Below are 14593 nucleotides of genomic sequence, written 5' to 3'. Positions count from 1 at the left end.
CATGTTCGGTTGCGGGCTATCCGCATGCTGAAAGCATGAGCACAAAACTTGGAATGAGATTTCGGCTTTCTCCGGTATGATTTAGTTTCGTGCATTGTCATCGATTGGGAAATTGGAGTGTCAGTCTTTTCTCGGGATCCGAAAACAAGCGATACACGCCTCCACATCGATGGCGGAGTGCTTTGCAGAACTGCGTTCCTCCTTATGCAAGCGCCGATTGGCTGGGTGGGGGCCCGAAAACGGATCGCAGGCGACTAAGGAGAAGGAGCAGATTCAAGTGCCGCTGCCACTTCATAGCATGGGGTGACGAGTCTTGCGGGCAGATCACCCATGGACCTCAAGGATTCGACCGAGGTCGAGATAAAAGGCCGTGCGCTCGACAATTCACCTTTGCCAAATTTCGCCAAGCCAATCCTGCACTTCGCGATTTCGATCGCATAATGTCTTGGCGGCAGGCTGGCGGAGAGGAGACTGAAAGCCCGCTGGGCTTCCTTTTCCGCGTCGGAGTAGCGCTTCTGAGAGATCAGAATTTCAGATCTGGTCAGGGAAGGGAATGCGCGCCTGGGATGGCCCTCTGGCAGGCGCGAAACGAATATTCTTTCGGCGCCCGCGAGAGAAACCAGCGCGGCTTGATACAATCCTGCCTGGGTTTGCGCGACCGCCATGTTCTGAAGCGCTTCACCGAATGCAAGTGAGTCCGCGCCATTGGTCCTGGCGATTGTTTCAAGCAAAAGTGCGTATTGATCAATTGCTTCCTGATGACGTCCAGATTCCATCAAGGTGATAGTCAGATTGTTGCGATGAGAGACAGTACTTGGAGCATCTACTCCGAATGCGGAAGTCGATATTTCGAGTGCGCGTTGTTGGGTGCGCGCGGCTTCCTCATACTTTCCGCGGGCAGTCAGGATGCGTCCCAGATCGGAGAGCGGAAGCGCCAGTCGCGGATGTTGTGGACCATAATAAATTTCCGTCAACTCAACGGCATGGCGGCTTTGTTCTTCCGCCTCTTCGGACTTGCCAAGACCAATGAGCGCCCTGGAAAGCCCCGCTCGGGCCTCAATTTCGCTGGGGATTGATCCAGTAGCCGAAATCCGGGGAAGCGCCTCCGTAAAGAGTGCGTGTTGCTGGAGCCAGTCTCCTTCGTGCGACCAGGCTGCAATAAGCAGAGTGTCGAGTGCAGGCAGATCTGTGAGTGGTGCTGTCTGTGCAATCGAAAGCGCTTTTTCAACTGCAGCAACTTCAGCCTCCCGATCTCCCGCTTTTCCCTTCAGGGATCCGGCATAGGCCAGGGCTAGGGCGTATTCTGTGCTTGTGTTCATTTTTGCCGCCGACAGTAGATCGACGGCATCCTGTGCCAGCCGGCCCGCCTCTTCGATATCTCCGGAACGGTCCTTTGTGCGCGCAACCCAGCCGACGAGTTCGGCGGCGAGGAGCGGATCGTCTGACAGACGGCTACGTACGTCTTCCAACGTAGGCTCAAGCAGGCTTGCGACGTCTCCGTCCGTGGAAGCCATGCCATCCTGTTCCAAGGGATCCAGCCTCCGGAACGTGTCGAGCAGCACGCTTCGGCCCCGGTCCGCGCGATCTGCTGCGGCAACAGCGAGCGCCCGCTGATGGTCCAGCGCATGAGCGTGCGCCGTAACTATGACCGCAACGCTGATCGAGCCAAAAACCAGGACGGACGCTAGTGCTGCGGAGACCTTATTGTGCTTAGCGAAACGGACCGCAGCCTGAAGACCTGTGTCAGGACGAGCGGCCGGTGCCTGGCCGTTCACAATCCTTTTCAAGTCCGAGGCGAGGCCGGCGGCAGAGTTGTAGCGTTCGCTGGCCGTTTCGTTTGTTGCCTTATTGATGACTGCCTGCAGTTCCGGCGGGATATCCACTCCGGCGCAGACATCCGCAAGCACGCGACCCAGCTGGTAAATGTCACTTGCGGTCGTGACAGGGTCGAAGGCGAGTTGTTCAGGTGATGCGTATGCCGGTGTCATCGCAGAGATTGGGCTTGTCGTCTCATCGCCGCTCAAAAGACTTGCGATCCCGAAATCGAGCAGCCTGATCCTGCCGTCATTGGACACGATAATATTGTCGGGTTTGATGTCTCTATGAATGATGAGGCGCGAATGGGCCGACTGGAGAGCGTCGGCGATATCTGCCACCAGACGAAGGCGTTCGTTGAGGGGGGGGATTGTATCTTGACAGTATTCGGTGATGGTTTTTCCGGGCGCGAGGTCCATTGCCATCCAGGGCGCCCCGGTCGCTGTTTCACCCGCATCGAGAATACGTACGATTCCGGGATGATCCAGCGCCGATAGGATTTGGCGTTCACGCAGGAAATGGCGGACGGCGTCGCCGTTCAAAACGCCGCCGTGCATGACTTTCAAGGCAGCGTTTTGGTTGTATCTGCCGTCGTCCCGCCTTGCTTCGTATACGACAGAATGTCCGCCGGACCCGATACGCCTGACGATTTGCCACGCGCCGTATTTTGCCCCGATCCGCGGATCGCCGAGAGGCTCTTCCATTTCGATTGCGGCATCGGCAAGCACGGCATTGCGCGAGGCCTGAAACATATCGAAACGGGTTTCGCTTTCGCGTTCAATCTCAAGCAGGCGCATAGCCTGATCGAACAGTTTGGTATCCTCGCCAAGTTGCTGGGCGAGCCAGCTGCCGCGTTGCGCAGCAGGCAGGTCAAGCGCCTCGCTCAGTGCGCGGTCCAGCCGTTCCCAGTCTGATGAATCCTTGAAGTCCAATGTAAGCTCTTGTGTTTCCACGAAGTGTTTTCTGCATGTAATCCGAATTCAAGCGATTTCGTTTATCTGGGCCTCGGATGACGGGGGCGGATTTGCATATGAGAACGCCAAATCAAACCAAATCCCGCCAACGCCATGCCGCTGCCGGGGGTCAAGGTAGGTTTGCACCTGATGAGGTAGTATCTGGAGGTGGACGCAGCATATCTGCGAGAAAGGCTCGCGCCACAGCCCAGCGCCGCTCGACTGTTCGGACAGAACTGCCAAGAGCATTTGCTGTTTCTTCAACTGTTAGGCCAGCAAAGAAGCGGCACTCGACCACGCGTTCAAGTTCGGGCGACAGTTTTGCAAGTTTTGCCAATGCATCTTCGATATCGAGTATCTGCGCTTCGGAGGATACCTCTGCCGGGATCTGATGGTCATCCATATTCAGGTGGATGGCCCCGCCCCCTCGCTTGTCGGCGAGCTTGCGACGTGCGTGATCGACTAATAGTTGCCGCATGGCGCGTGACGCAGTCGCCAGGTAGTGATCCTGATCAACGAAGAGCCGATCTTTGTCATTCGACAGTTTTAGCCAGGCTTCATGGACTATCATCGTCGTGTTCAGGGTGGAGCTGGCAGGCTGGCGCGTCAATTGACGCGACGCTATTCTGCGAAGCAGGTCGTAAGTTTCGGCAAGAAGCTCTTCGGACAGGCTGAGCTCGCGGCAGTTGCCGCTGGCTCCCGAATGATCATCCTCCATATCCGCCACTTAGCGCCCCTCTGATATGTGTCCGGAGTCCTCCAGAGCTGTATATGGGTAGGCAGGATGCAAGCTTGGGGCAAGACTTGTTGCGCGCGGGCGAATTCGTGCTCGGAACAGGCTTGGGCTGGGGGACAAAAGCCGAGAGATATTGAGCGCGGCGAGCATGGTGGCGGGATTTGGGCTCTGGTCGCGTTTGTTTCAGGTGGAGGCGCGTATTGCGGCCACTCAAGGGGCGGAAGCGGACATAATGCACTATTTAAAGGCAAGAAGTGCGCTCCGCGAGGCGCGTTTATTCAGACGATGTGCGGGGGAAAAAAGCCCTTGATACGCATGGTCATATTTCTTGCAGTGTCGCTGGCCGTGTCCTTACCGGTATCGGCCCAGCCGGTAGTCATAGAGGCGCCGCCGCTTGTCTATCAAGGACGAACCTCCGGCCCGGTGACCCTTGAAACACCTGCACTCATCTATCGGGGGCATGCATTCGGCCCCGTCTCCATCGAGACGCCGACGCTGATCTACACCGGAATATCGACTGGGCCGATAGTCGTCGAAACGCCTGCCCTTGTCTACGCGGGTAAGGCATTGACCGGGCAGGCTGCCGAAAGCCCTACCTACGAGCTTGAATATCTGGACCCGCCCACGGGGAGTATCTCTTCGACCTATTTGAGCCTGGACAATAAAACCGTCGATGTCGCTACGGATATTTATTTCAAATACCGTGGCCTTCCGCAGCGAGGCGGATTTGGAAGTCTGTTTTACATGGGAGGCGAGGCGCCGAAACTTGTGGGCTGGTTCTACACATCCGCGGCGAAGCCCGAAGGTGCTTATAAACGATCAGCGGACAGCCTGCCGCATCTCACGGGCGACTGGAAAGTCTGTCTCGGCTTTCCGCCCAGGGTGACGACAAACGATCCGGATATGTCGAAATATGAAGACTGTCTGGATTTCGTTCTGGCAGGACCAAATTCGATCGGCGTCCACCCGACCATATCCGGGCCGCCTGAACTTCTCGCCGGACGTACGGTGGAGCTTCGCTATACGGATATGCCGCCGTGCAACTGTAAGATTTCGATCGTGGACGCTACCGGTAAGGTTGCCGTGAGCGCCCAAACGAACCAGCAAGCAGAGGGCGTTCTGAACCTGCGGCTGGATAGTCCCGGGGCGTATGAGTTCAGGCTCAATTATCACGGAGATGCGCTGCGGGCGCGGATGAAGCTGGAGATAAAATGACAATGAGGGTGTTTATAGCTACGACAGTCGCTGCGACGATTGTATCCATACCAGCATTCGCCGATGTCTCCACACTGACGGTTGAGCAGCGCGCGCAATATGATGCGAAGCTGACGCAGTGCGTTTCGGAAAGGACCAAGTCTTCATCGCGGACCAGCATTTCCTCAATCGAGCAGAATGTCATCCGCAGAGCATGCGAGGAAACTGCGCTTGCCGCTGTGACGGCAGGGCCCGCTGTCGCACAAGGCGGTGTGCCGATTGGGGGAGGGTTGCCAGCATCCACTGGCCCCTTTGTCGGCCCATCGGAAATGGCAGCAGAAGAGTTGAATGATATTCTTTCGCGACAGGACCAACTTGCGCCCTTGACGCGCTCCGTCAATCCTCAGGTTCCGCCTACGCTATCGGTAAGCGCACAATCTGCGCGGACTGCATCGTCTTGGGAGCAGTCTTGCCTTGGTAATGAAATTGGTAGGGACCGTGCAGCCTACTGCGCCGCATATGGCGCCTTCATGACCTCGATGACGCCGATGCAGAGGAGCGATTATGATCACGCCTTCGCAACGTGCAGTGACAAAGCCCGCAACGGTGACAAAAAATGGTCTTGCGAGAAAGCAGCTTATGAAGCCGCACGCGTCGCACCCGGAAGCGGGCCGGGTGTGAATTTGCCGTCGTCACAATCGATTCTGACTGTACCAAAAGACTTTTCAACGACGCCATTGCCCAATCTCGAAATCGACGACGCTTTCAAATCCGAACGCGACGCCGACAATGCGGCGCTCATGACAATCCGTGTGCCGATCGAGTATTCCGGCCTTCCATCCCTGTCTGTCTTGCGCAAACATTTCGGCTTGGATCCTCTGGCCGCAGGTGGTGAGCCATACCTTGTTGCGCATTGCAAAATATCAAAGCGCTCACCCGTGAGTTCGGTCGAGGCAGCTGCAGGAATTCCATGGGTGGAGAATGGGGCCGAGCGGACTGACACACTAAGTGTCCGATTTTTCGATCGCTTTTCAGATGGAACACTGCCTGCAACTGGAGAAGAGTTTCAATGTGCCCCATGGTTTGCCACTTATGATCAAGCAAGTGGGGCGATATCTGTTTTCAAGGGCGGGGCGGGCGACGGAATGCATAGCGGTAACCTGTGCCTGGACACGCCTGGCTATGAAGTCGGGCAGGACGACTATTGCGCATCAATTAGTGGCGAACTTGAGCGCGGGAAGATTGTCAAAGTAGGAAGATACTGGAATCGATTCCTGCCTGACGGCACGAGCTCGGAAGATTTTTCGCAATCTAAGTAGCGCGGAGCGAGGTGGTGCCGAACGGCGCCACCTCAGTCTTGCGATCTGTCAGGGTAGGAACATTATCCGAATACCGATGAGGGGATAGCAGTCATAGTCTGAGAAGCTGATCGTGCCTTCATCGATACCGTCGCCTCGGAAGCGAAGGCCCCAGTTCGTATCCCTCTCCCACGTAACTACGCGATAGCCGGCTTTGACGAGTTCTGCTTCATAGAGCGCGAACATCTTCTCCCGGTCACTGTCGACGACAAATTCGATGCTGGCATATCCGTATGGCATGTACTCATCCGGGGCGCCCGCTTCGGAACTCATGAGCGCTAAGCCCTCAGGGAGGAAAATATTGTCTGGAAAAGTATCCGGGACGGTATCGGCCCTCGGCGACTGCATGGGTTCGCTTGGCACGCAGCCGGTCTCAACCGCCTGTGCAGGCAAAAAAGTGGATAGGCCGAAGGCCAGAAATGCGAGAAAAGCTGTGTGACGTTGGTTCATGTGGCGCCTCCGTGTGATGTGCATAGCAACAAACGTGAATCCAGGACAAAGGCCGCCATGGCGGAGTTTTGTTGTGGAGCGCGTTCTGATCATCAGGACATGGCCTCGCGGGAAGAAACATCATGAAGCGCATCTCTTTTTTACTCATCGCGGGACTTCTGCTTGCATCCTGCGGCAATGCCAGCGACAGCGAAGAAAGCACTCTGAAAGTACGGGAACATAGCGATGTGATGGTGACGCCGGATTCGATTTTCCCCTCGGATCCGTGCGATGCCATTCCTGATGCTCTGCTTCAGTCTGTCTACGACAAACCCGTTGCGACGAAGAGGGTAACAAATGCATCGCATGGCGGAATGCATGCCTGCGAGGTCGCTTTTGTGGGTGAGCCGAAGTCGCTCAATTTCCAGTTCTCTTGGATAGATGAGGGTTCACTGAACGATGCCATCAGCGCTGCAGGCGATTTCAATGACGCACTCGAGGCGCTGTCGAGCAGGGAAATGGTCATGGAGCAGGGGACTGACCGGGACGGTGCCTGGTTGCTCGAGAGGGCGAGCTTTGATAGCGACTATGACTACATGCTGATCGTGATGCCCGGCACGGAATTCGAAGTGCCTCGCGGACCTGCTGGAGCTCAAAAGCACTACCTTATGCTTACCGCAGGGGGCGTTTTTGCTGACACCGACATCGCGTGGAGGAAGCTGAAGCCGATCGGCGAAGCTCTGATAACGGCAATGAAACAGTAGGCCTGTTCGCCTCCGAAAAGTGGAGGTTGGTTAATTTGCCTGTGCTCCGTGATGCGCTGCCCCCTGTTCGGGGGATATCGCGACGGATTTGGCATGTTAAGCCTGTTTGAGGCAGCGCAGTCTGTGACAGGCTACGGTCCCGCTTGCATCCGATCGCAGCTCCGCCCAGGATACAGACGCTCTGCGTGTATTTACGGACCGGACTTGCTGAACCGAGCGAGTTCCTGCCGAATTGGAGGATATGAGCGTGCGCTTTGTGGAGTGGTTTCTGCTGGGGTCAACGATTCTTATTGCAGTGCCGGCCTACGCGCAGTTTCTTGACGTGACTCCGGTTCCAGAGGCGGTCTGGGCGGAGCCGGGTAGCGTGTCATACCTGCAGAACGAGGCGGCGAAATCTCACTATGCAAAAGGTCATTATGCTGACGCCAAAGTTATCTGGGAGAAGTTGGCGGAGTTAGGAAATCTCGAGGCGACCAATAATCTCGGCGTTTATTACCGGGAAGGAAAAGCGGTCCCGGCAGACTATGAAAAGACCATCAGTTATTGGAACAAGGCCGCTGCGCGCAATTTCACGCCCTCGCTGATGAACCTGGCTGCATTGTACAAGAGCGGATATCCCGGTCATCCGGCAGATGCACGTAAAGCGTTTGAGGCTTATGTGACAGCCGGCCGCGCAGGGGATGAAAATGGCGCCTTCAACGCAGCGAATATGGCGTTCCTGGGGGAAGGCGTCGTTGCCAATTTCTCCGATGGGCACAGGCTCCTGACGCTTGCAGCCGATCTCGGAAATCCTGCGGCGTTCATGATGATGGGGAAATTCGACGAGATGGGGTTTAATCCGGATGGGGATATTATCTCGGCCCGGGATTGGTACGAGAAGGCGCGCCTTATGGGCCATCCTATGGCGGAAGCCGCATTGGCTAGTCTGCCGAAGCCGGGACTGCGCACAGTGTACGAGCTGGCTGGTCAGCAGAGGCACACCGATGCGCGCCGGCTTGCCGCGGGTCTTTGCCAGATCGATCAACTTCCCCAAGCTTGTGATGTGCAAGGACAATATGATCTTTTCGGCGCGCCGGGCGTTTACCCCGATTATGTTGGTGCCGCGAAGGCTCTCGACTTCGCGTGTGCCTCTGGTGTCGGCGACAGCTGCCTGAACTTTGCCCATGCCGTTGCTGAGGGCGCTCAGCGGGCGCCTAACAGATTTAGTTTGTCGGACTTCAGGAAAGCGGAGCAGGCGTACGCACGGGCATGCGATAGTCAGCAGAACTATACCGCTTGTGCTGGCGTTGTATTCTTCAACTACTATTCAGTCTTCGGCCTTGGCAGCCGTCAGAAGATTATGGATTACGGGCCGCGCGCCTGCATGAATGGAGGCAACGATTTTGCCTGCGATGTCTGGATGCCTATGTTCAATGCCAATGTCGCCGCAACTTATGGCCGATATTCTGGAAGCTCGTCCGGTGGAAGCGGTTTTGGAAATTTCCTTGGCAATACACTGACCGCCATCGTTGGGGGCCTCGCAGCGGGGGCGGAAGCCTATAACGCAGGGGCGGGGGGATACACGTCTAGCTATCGAGGGTCGGCCAATTCAGGTGCTTCCTCGAACACGTCTTCGGACATGAGGGACTTTAACCAGTATCTGAATTCGGTCCGCTCTATCGGAACCGCCTATACTGCGCCTTGCCCACCGAGCAATCCCTACTGTCGATAAATTTCTATCGTCGGTGCAGGGATGGTTTATTCCTCAGTGGTGCGTTTAGCAAAGGGCGTCATTTGCGTCGCTTCGCGACGCAGCTCTGTTCTGGCGCCGAAAATTCGCGCTGAAGTTCCGGCCGACGAGCGAACCCGGCCACATGTTACTGTCGCTTTACTGCTTTCATCTGGGCCGGATCTTTCACCGCGTTGAGAGGTGAAAGGACGATTTCAGGGGGTGCGTTCTCTGGCCGGGCGCTGGCGACATTATCCGGGCCAACATGCGTTGTCGGCTTTCGCATCCGGCAGCTGAGCGAGTAATACACCCAAAACCATTACCGAGATTGTTCGCGGGCACCTAATCATTCTCGTCTCACAGCAGGGGTGAGGCATATCGGCGGGCTCGAGAGAGCTTGGGCGAACGTCTCAGGTGGGGCGGCCAGCAGACTGTCGTAAGGGCGGTTGAGCAGACCGGCGCGTTCTTCAAATTAGGGAGGCCGTTCCTGTAGGCTAACGGTCACAAATATACCGGTGCACTATCTGGTGGCGACCCCGCAGGGAATGATACTATCCTCAGAAAATTCAGCGATCTCCATTTAAGAAACGTGAGGCGTCCTGAAGAGACAAGTCAGGTCTCCCGTGAGAGCGTGCGGCCCAGAGAACGGAAAGAGCCGTGAACGCACAGAATTTTGAATCTGCCGACCGATATTCTCCGCTCACTTACTCGAGCGGCGATGTTCATCTACCAGAGTTCCGGCGGACGACGATCGGACTCGCCTTGGTTTTCTGGGCGATCGTCTTGGTGACCGATAGTGTTTTGTGGGGTATCGCGGGCAGCAGTCTCGGGAAGTCCATGATCGGTAAGTTGGCGCTGACCGGCCTAGGGGCGTTGCTTGCTTATGTTGTGTCGGCAATCCTATGGCGCCTCCGCAATAGAAGTTTGCTCCTCAAGGCCGGAGTAGGGCTCTGTCTGGCCGCACTGTCAGCGCCGGTTTACGCTTATGCCGATTTCGAGATTTTCAGATGGACGGCCTACCCGAAACCCGCGCCATTCGAATGGTTGATTTTTGGGACAACGCTAACGTCGGCCACTGCCATGTTCTTCGGGTGGTCCTGCCTCTACATAGCGCTGGTTTACACCTATGAAGCGCGCGAGAGGGAACATCGACTGGCAATGGTTCGTGAGGAAGCGCTAGCCGCGCAAATGCAGGCGCTTCGCTATCAGGTAAACCCGCATTTCTTGTTCAATACGCTGAACTCGATCGCAGGCCTTATTGAAGAGGGCGAGGTTCTGCGCGCAGAGCGTATGACGCTTTCCTTGTCCACTTTTCTGCGTGCAACTCTGGAGCTGGATCCGCTGCGAGATGTTCCGCTTGAGGTGGAGCTTGGTCTGCAACAGGAATACCTCGGCATTGAGCAAGAACGCTTTTCGGACCGGATGTGCTTCTCCATCAATGTTCCGGCAGAGGTCCGGCAGGCGCTGGTGCCAAATCTCATCCTCCAGCCGTTGATCGAGAATGCCCTGAAGCACGGGGTGGGTAGATCTAGTGAGCTCACCGAGATTCGGATCAAGGCTTGGCGGGATGATGAGACGCTGTGGATCACCATTGAAAATGAAATTGGATCAAGCTCGGGGGAGCCTATGCCGACAAGTCTCGGTATTGGGCTCAAAAATGTGGCGGACCGGATTCAGGCCAGGTTTGGATACAGCGGCTACTTCAATGCAAGAGTGGCAGAAGGTAATCTGTTCAGGGTCAAAATCGGATTGCCGCTGATGTTTGGAGATATCGGCGATCACGTGGTGTAAAGAGCGGTTAACCTGGAAATACTCTTTGTCATTTCAAAGAGTATTTCCAGGTATGTGTTCAGCGTTGCTTCTTTTTCTTGGGCTTTTTGGGGGGCGCTATCGGGATGTCCCCGTTTTCCAAGAAGGCGACAATGTTGGCGCATTGGCCTTCGGGGCGCACTTTTTCGCTGCAATAGTCCCACTTGCCATTTTCCCGGGCAACCAACCCAGTTGGGTTGGGTATTGTGCTGTTGTTCGCGTAGTAGCTGCCAGCTTGGTTTCCGAAATAGTCACCATCCGGATACCGAATGATTTGCACATATGGATTTTTGATCAGATATCCGCTGCAAGTGGATTCGCTTTGGTTGAAGTATCGAGTTCGCGCTTCGCATTGTCTGCGCACTTCCGCCATAGCTTCTTCGGGGGTCGCATGCCCAAGTGAAACGACAAAGTCGTGCTTGTATCTGTCTGTTCCGGGGATTGGTTCAACCTCGAAGTCTTTCCAGGCCCCGTATGCTTGCTTCCAGCCACTCGGTGGCGGGGTTCCGGGCGGTGGAATGTAGACTGTCGGCCCGCTGCGCGCTGCAGAGTTTCCATACTGGCCGCCCGGCCGCTCAATGCAGAGAGGGACGGTGACGGGGCCATTCATATCCACGCCCACTTGCTGTTCGTTTGGGCCACCTCCGCACGGAAACAAGCTTTGTGCTTCTGCACTGATTGTGAGCATGGCAAGGGCCGCTAGAGCCGAGGAAGCTTGCAGGATTTTTGCGAGAGATATGCGCATTTTCGATCCGGTCAAAAAGAGCCCCCTTCTGACTGTAGCGGACCCGGTTCACGACGACACGGCCCGACCCTGAACCGGTACATAGTTTTCGGAAGCCCGTAAGAGTAGGAAGCAAGTGCGGCAAGGAGCGGCGGCGTGTGGCGTGGCGCCTACTGCCCAACCAATCCATTTGCAATACGCTAATATAACTCCTTATAAAGACTAAGGGTCTTTAGGTGCAGGATAGCGTCTTTGCGTGTGGATACACCTAGCAGTCGAAAAATCTGGGACACGTGGTTGCGTACCGTAAAGTGTGACAAGCCGAGACTGCGGCCGATCTCCTTGTTGGCAAGTCCTGTGATGAGAAGGCGAATGACATCGGTTTGGCGGGTGGTAAAGATTGTGGGATCAACCTCGCGCTCGTGACTGGCCGGAAGAGGTTTGCTGGCGTTCTCACTTGGGTGTTTAAGCTGAGAGATACTGAGATGAGAGCCTTCAGGAAGGTTCAATTTGATCATTCGCGCCACGTCAGCTCGATCAGTTTCGACAACGATGCGGATCATGGTGGGCGGCGTTTGATCTTGCGGCACGGGAGGAGAAAGGGTTCGTCTGGAAGACGCGTGTAAGCGCACGCTGCTACGTTGCAGATAGAGGCGATTGGGCTTGTGTATACGCGATGCAAAGGGTGTCAGCTTTTTCATGCTGTACACATTAGTGGCTGAAGCGGAGCGCGCCTATGCGCGACTAAATGAATGGTATTCAGTCGCGAGCGAGTGTTCAGAATTTCTGCGAACGGCTGTCCTGTGGGGACGAATGGCAACGATCGATGAATTCTGCAGAGGCGATCCTATAGATCGTGGGAGGCAGCAGTGCTTGCGGCGCAGCGGCGACCGATGAAAAGGTATGGAGAAATCGGCGCTAGTTTTTTTGAGCTCTGCTATTGGTTAGTCGTATTTCTTGGTCTGCAGTGTCATCTGGGTTTTTGTGGGCGCGGAGCCGGATTAAGAAACGTGTCCGAATTCTTGGTGTGTGATTTTTTCAGAAACGACGCGTACTTCAATTTGGTTCGATCAGTTCTGGTCGCTATTGCGCGACGATCGACAAACCTTGGCGGACTTCATGACCAAACATTCTGTTCTTGTTGTCGATGACGAGCCCCTGGCGAGGCGCCGAATTGTGCGTTTGCTGCAAAAGCTTGATTGGGTAGGCACTATCAGCGAAGCGGGCGACGTTGATGAGGCGTCTGCGCTTGCTAGAGACACGAGGCCCGACATCCTGCTGCTGGACATTCAGATGCCAGGAGGAGACGGATTCGATGTGCTGGCGGGCCTGACGGACCATCTGCCGGCCATTGTTTTCATAACAGCATTCGATCACCACGCGCTGAGGGCTTTTGATGCCAGTGCGGTCGATTATGTTACCAAACCCATAGAGCCTGGCCGTTTCAAGCTGGCGATGGAGCGGGCCGCCGCGTCAGTGCTGCGTCGCTCTCAGGCTGAGAAGGTTGCAGAATTGAATGAGGCGCTGGCTGCGCTCAAGCGTGAGCTGAAAACACAATTCAGGCGCCCCCCTGAGTTTTGGGTGAAGTCAAATGGTGAGTTTTTACGGATCGCATCTGAAGACATTATCCGTTTTCAGGCGGACAGGGATTATGTTCGGCTTCATGTTCAAAATAGAGACTATCTGTATCAAGAGAGTTTAGCTGACTTGGAGCGACGCCTTGATCCAGCGGATTTTGTTCGCATCCATCGGGGAACAATAGTGCGCCGGGGGGCAATCGCCCGGGTCAAGCCCGCGCCCTTCGCTGCGCTCATCGTTGTGTTGCTTGACGGATCAGAAGTGCGTGTCGGAAGGACATATACAGCGGTCATCCGGGGGCAACTTGTTCGTTAACGCCAGCTGCCAGATTTGGTGCCTTAACTAAGCGGCATCGGTACTTCATTTTTATTGCCATCTGCGTGTTGGCCTGGGAGCTATCTCTGGGTAGGCCGCGCACTCACTGCAACTCCAAGTGCGCTTAATAGTAGTGACCTTAAGTTTGAGCTTGATCGCGGCGGTCTGGTGATCGCTTCGTTCGATCTTGAGCGATTTCGGAGATCCACTGCTTAGGGGAAGATTGGTGTCCACTATTTTCGGAGGACGCGCCGCCCCAGCAAGGAGCAGTATGTCACTTGAAGTGATCAGGGTGACCGTTGCGGCCCTAATACTGATTCATAGCATTTATTTTCTCGCGGCCGGTGGGGTGCTCCTTTTTGGTATGTGGCTGGACGCGCGCGGACTTCGCGAGGGGTATGCGTTCGCTGTGTCGGTTCCATTGATTGAGCCCGCGCCAATAAACAAGTTGAGCGACTGTCGAATTCTGTAACTTTGGCTTTCTAGTGCGGGAGGGTAGGTCCGTCTAAAGAGTACCGGTATGCAAGAGGGGCGTGCGGGAATGGTGCGCTGATCATACAAGCATGTTTGCTCGTCCTATCATTCGCGCATTTCGGTGCCATCTGGATCATTGCCGCCTGTAATGCGCATAGCCGGCGTAATCTTCCAGAGTTTCCGAACGTTTTGTCAGGGTGGGCGCGCCGCGACGGTGCGCTGTCTATCTCAAGGTAAATGGTAGTAGGCGGAACAATAATCGAGAAAGAGCGCGATGGGTGGTTATTTGCAGGCCTGTCATTCCGCATTCTTGAGTGCTGTCGAAGTCGGGGCGGTTGGATCCAGAATGTTTGTCTCAAGAAAAGGACGCGAACTATGAAATCGAAACTCATGGCTGCCGCCGTATTCATCATGACGAGCCTGCCGCTGGCGGCTTGTCAGGCTATCGATCCCAGTATGATGGGGTTTGCATCCGCACCTGAGGAGGAGAACGTTGATGCCATGGACTGCGCGCAGCTGACGGCGCAGGACAGCAAGTTGCGCAGTGCGCTGAACCGGATCGAAGCAGCGGCTCGGATTACAGGAACGGATATCTATGAGGTACGTAGTCAGTACAATGATCTACGGCGCAAAGTTGCCGATGCCCAAACTTTGGCCGGTTGCGGCTGATCGTTTGGTGCGGGTCGGGCGGGGCTGTGGCTCCGTCCGGCGCTTTGCCGGCAGTCGTCACACGTTG

General features: G+C 55.7%; 12 protein-coding genes. 7 read left to right on the top strand and 5 right to left on the bottom strand.

The window, feature by feature from the left end; translation table 11 throughout:
- Positions 1 to 254 precede the first annotated feature (254 nt).
- Both K1X12_RS14630 and K1X12_RS14625 read right to left on the bottom strand, forming a co-directional pair.
- A complete protein-coding gene (locus K1X12_RS14630; protein WP_220988300.1) occupies positions 255 to 2747 on the bottom strand; it encodes a serine/threonine-protein kinase in 2493 nt (830 codons plus the stop codon).
- Positions 2748 to 2898: 151 nt separating this feature from the next.
- Positions 2899 to 3486: an ECF-type sigma factor gene (locus tag K1X12_RS14625; protein WP_225908161.1), complete on the bottom strand. Its 588-nt coding sequence runs from the start codon at positions 3484 to 3486 to the stop codon at positions 2899 to 2901.
- 324 nt (positions 3487 to 3810) lie between these two features.
- Between K1X12_RS14625 and K1X12_RS14620 the strand changes: the two genes are divergently transcribed.
- Together K1X12_RS14620 and K1X12_RS14615 are read left to right on the top strand one after the other, a co-directional pair.
- A complete protein-coding gene (locus tag K1X12_RS14620) occupies positions 3811 to 4719 on the top strand; it encodes a hypothetical protein (RefSeq protein WP_220988298.1) in 909 nt (302 codons plus the stop codon).
- The gene (locus K1X12_RS14615; RefSeq protein ID WP_220988297.1) at positions 4716 to 6017 is read left to right on the top strand and encodes a hypothetical protein; all 1302 of its coding nucleotides are present in this window, start codon (positions 4716 to 4718) and stop codon (positions 6015 to 6017) included. Before K1X12_RS14620 ends, K1X12_RS14615 begins: the two co-directional genes overlap by 4 nt.
- A gap of 48 nt (positions 6018 to 6065) precedes the next feature.
- Here K1X12_RS14615 and K1X12_RS14610 read toward each other — a convergent pair whose 3' ends face one another.
- On the bottom strand, positions 6066 to 6329 hold the full coding sequence (locus K1X12_RS14610) for a hypothetical protein (protein WP_220988296.1): 264 nt from the start codon (positions 6327 to 6329) through the stop codon (positions 6066 to 6068).
- Between the two features lie 299 nt (positions 6330 to 6628).
- On the opposite strand from K1X12_RS14610, the gene K1X12_RS14605 reads away from it, so the two are divergent.
- The 3 genes from K1X12_RS14605 to K1X12_RS17240 all read left to right on the top strand — a co-directional run bounded on the left by K1X12_RS14605 (position 6629) and on the right by K1X12_RS17240 (position 10748).
- Positions 6629 to 7249 carry a putative periplasmic lipoprotein gene (locus K1X12_RS14605; protein WP_220988295.1) on the top strand — a complete coding sequence of 207 codons (621 nt, stop codon included), beginning with the start codon at positions 6629 to 6631 and terminating at the stop codon, positions 7247 to 7249.
- 241 nt (positions 7250 to 7490) lie between these two features.
- A complete protein-coding gene (locus K1X12_RS14600; RefSeq protein ID WP_220988294.1) occupies positions 7491 to 8960 on the top strand; it encodes a tetratricopeptide repeat protein in 1470 nt (489 codons plus the stop codon).
- Positions 8961 to 9614: 654 nt separating this feature from the next.
- Positions 9615 to 10748, top strand: coding sequence for a sensor histidine kinase (locus K1X12_RS17240; RefSeq protein WP_220988293.1), 1134 nt, complete (start codon positions 9615 to 9617; stop codon positions 10746 to 10748).
- Between the two features lie 58 nt (positions 10749 to 10806).
- Here the strand turns inward: K1X12_RS17240 and K1X12_RS14590 are convergent, their stop codons facing one another.
- Both K1X12_RS14590 and K1X12_RS14585 read right to left on the bottom strand, forming a co-directional pair.
- Positions 10807 to 11526 carry a hypothetical protein gene (locus tag K1X12_RS14590; protein ID WP_220988292.1) on the bottom strand — a complete coding sequence of 240 codons (720 nt, stop codon included), beginning with the start codon at positions 11524 to 11526 and terminating at the stop codon, positions 10807 to 10809.
- Positions 11527 to 11690: 164 nt separating this feature from the next.
- The gene (locus K1X12_RS14585) at positions 11691 to 12191 is read right to left on the bottom strand and encodes a response regulator transcription factor (protein ID WP_220988291.1); all 501 of its coding nucleotides are present in this window, start codon (positions 12189 to 12191) and stop codon (positions 11691 to 11693) included.
- A gap of 328 nt (positions 12192 to 12519) precedes the next feature.
- Here K1X12_RS14585 and K1X12_RS14580 point away from each other — a divergent pair, with 328 nt between their 5' ends.
- The gene (locus K1X12_RS14580; RefSeq protein ID WP_220988290.1) at positions 12520 to 13383 is read left to right on the top strand and encodes a LytR/AlgR family response regulator transcription factor; all 864 of its coding nucleotides are present in this window, start codon (positions 12520 to 12522) and stop codon (positions 13381 to 13383) included.
- A gap of 849 nt (positions 13384 to 14232) precedes the next feature.
- The gene (locus tag K1X12_RS14575; RefSeq protein WP_220988289.1) at positions 14233 to 14526 is read left to right on the top strand and encodes a hypothetical protein; all 294 of its coding nucleotides are present in this window, start codon (positions 14233 to 14235) and stop codon (positions 14524 to 14526) included.
- The last annotated feature ends 67 nt before the right edge of the window (positions 14527 to 14593 follow it).

Origin of the sequence: Hyphomonas sediminis (genome assembly GCF_019679475.1) — a bacterium.
GTDB lineage: Bacteria > Pseudomonadota > Alphaproteobacteria > Caulobacterales > Hyphomonadaceae > Hyphomonas > Hyphomonas sediminis.
This window is presented reverse-complemented; position numbering and strand designations above follow the sequence as displayed.

Excerpts from the sequence above, each read along its gene's own strand:
- K1X12_RS14625 (WP_225908161.1), bottom strand. The coding sequence starts at position 3,486 with ATGGAGGATGATCATTCGGGAGCCAGCGGCAACTGCCGCGAGCTCAGC.
- K1X12_RS14615 (WP_220988297.1), top strand. The coding sequence starts at position 4,716 with ATGACAATGAGGGTGTTTATAGCTACGACAGTCGCTGCGACGATTGTA.
- K1X12_RS14610 (WP_220988296.1), bottom strand. The coding sequence starts at position 6,329 with ATGAGTTCCGAAGCGGGCGCCCCGGATGAGTACATGCCATACGGATAT.
- K1X12_RS14605 (WP_220988295.1), top strand. The coding sequence starts at position 6,629 with ATGAAGCGCATCTCTTTTTTACTCATCGCGGGACTTCTGCTTGCATCC.
- K1X12_RS14600 (WP_220988294.1), top strand. The coding sequence starts at position 7,491 with ATGAGCGTGCGCTTTGTGGAGTGGTTTCTGCTGGGGTCAACGATTCTT.
- K1X12_RS14585 (WP_220988291.1), bottom strand. The coding sequence starts at position 12,191 with ATGAAAAAGCTGACACCCTTTGCATCGCGTATACACAAGCCCAATCGC.
- K1X12_RS14575 (WP_220988289.1), top strand. The coding sequence starts at position 14,233 with ATGAAATCGAAACTCATGGCTGCCGCCGTATTCATCATGACGAGCCTG.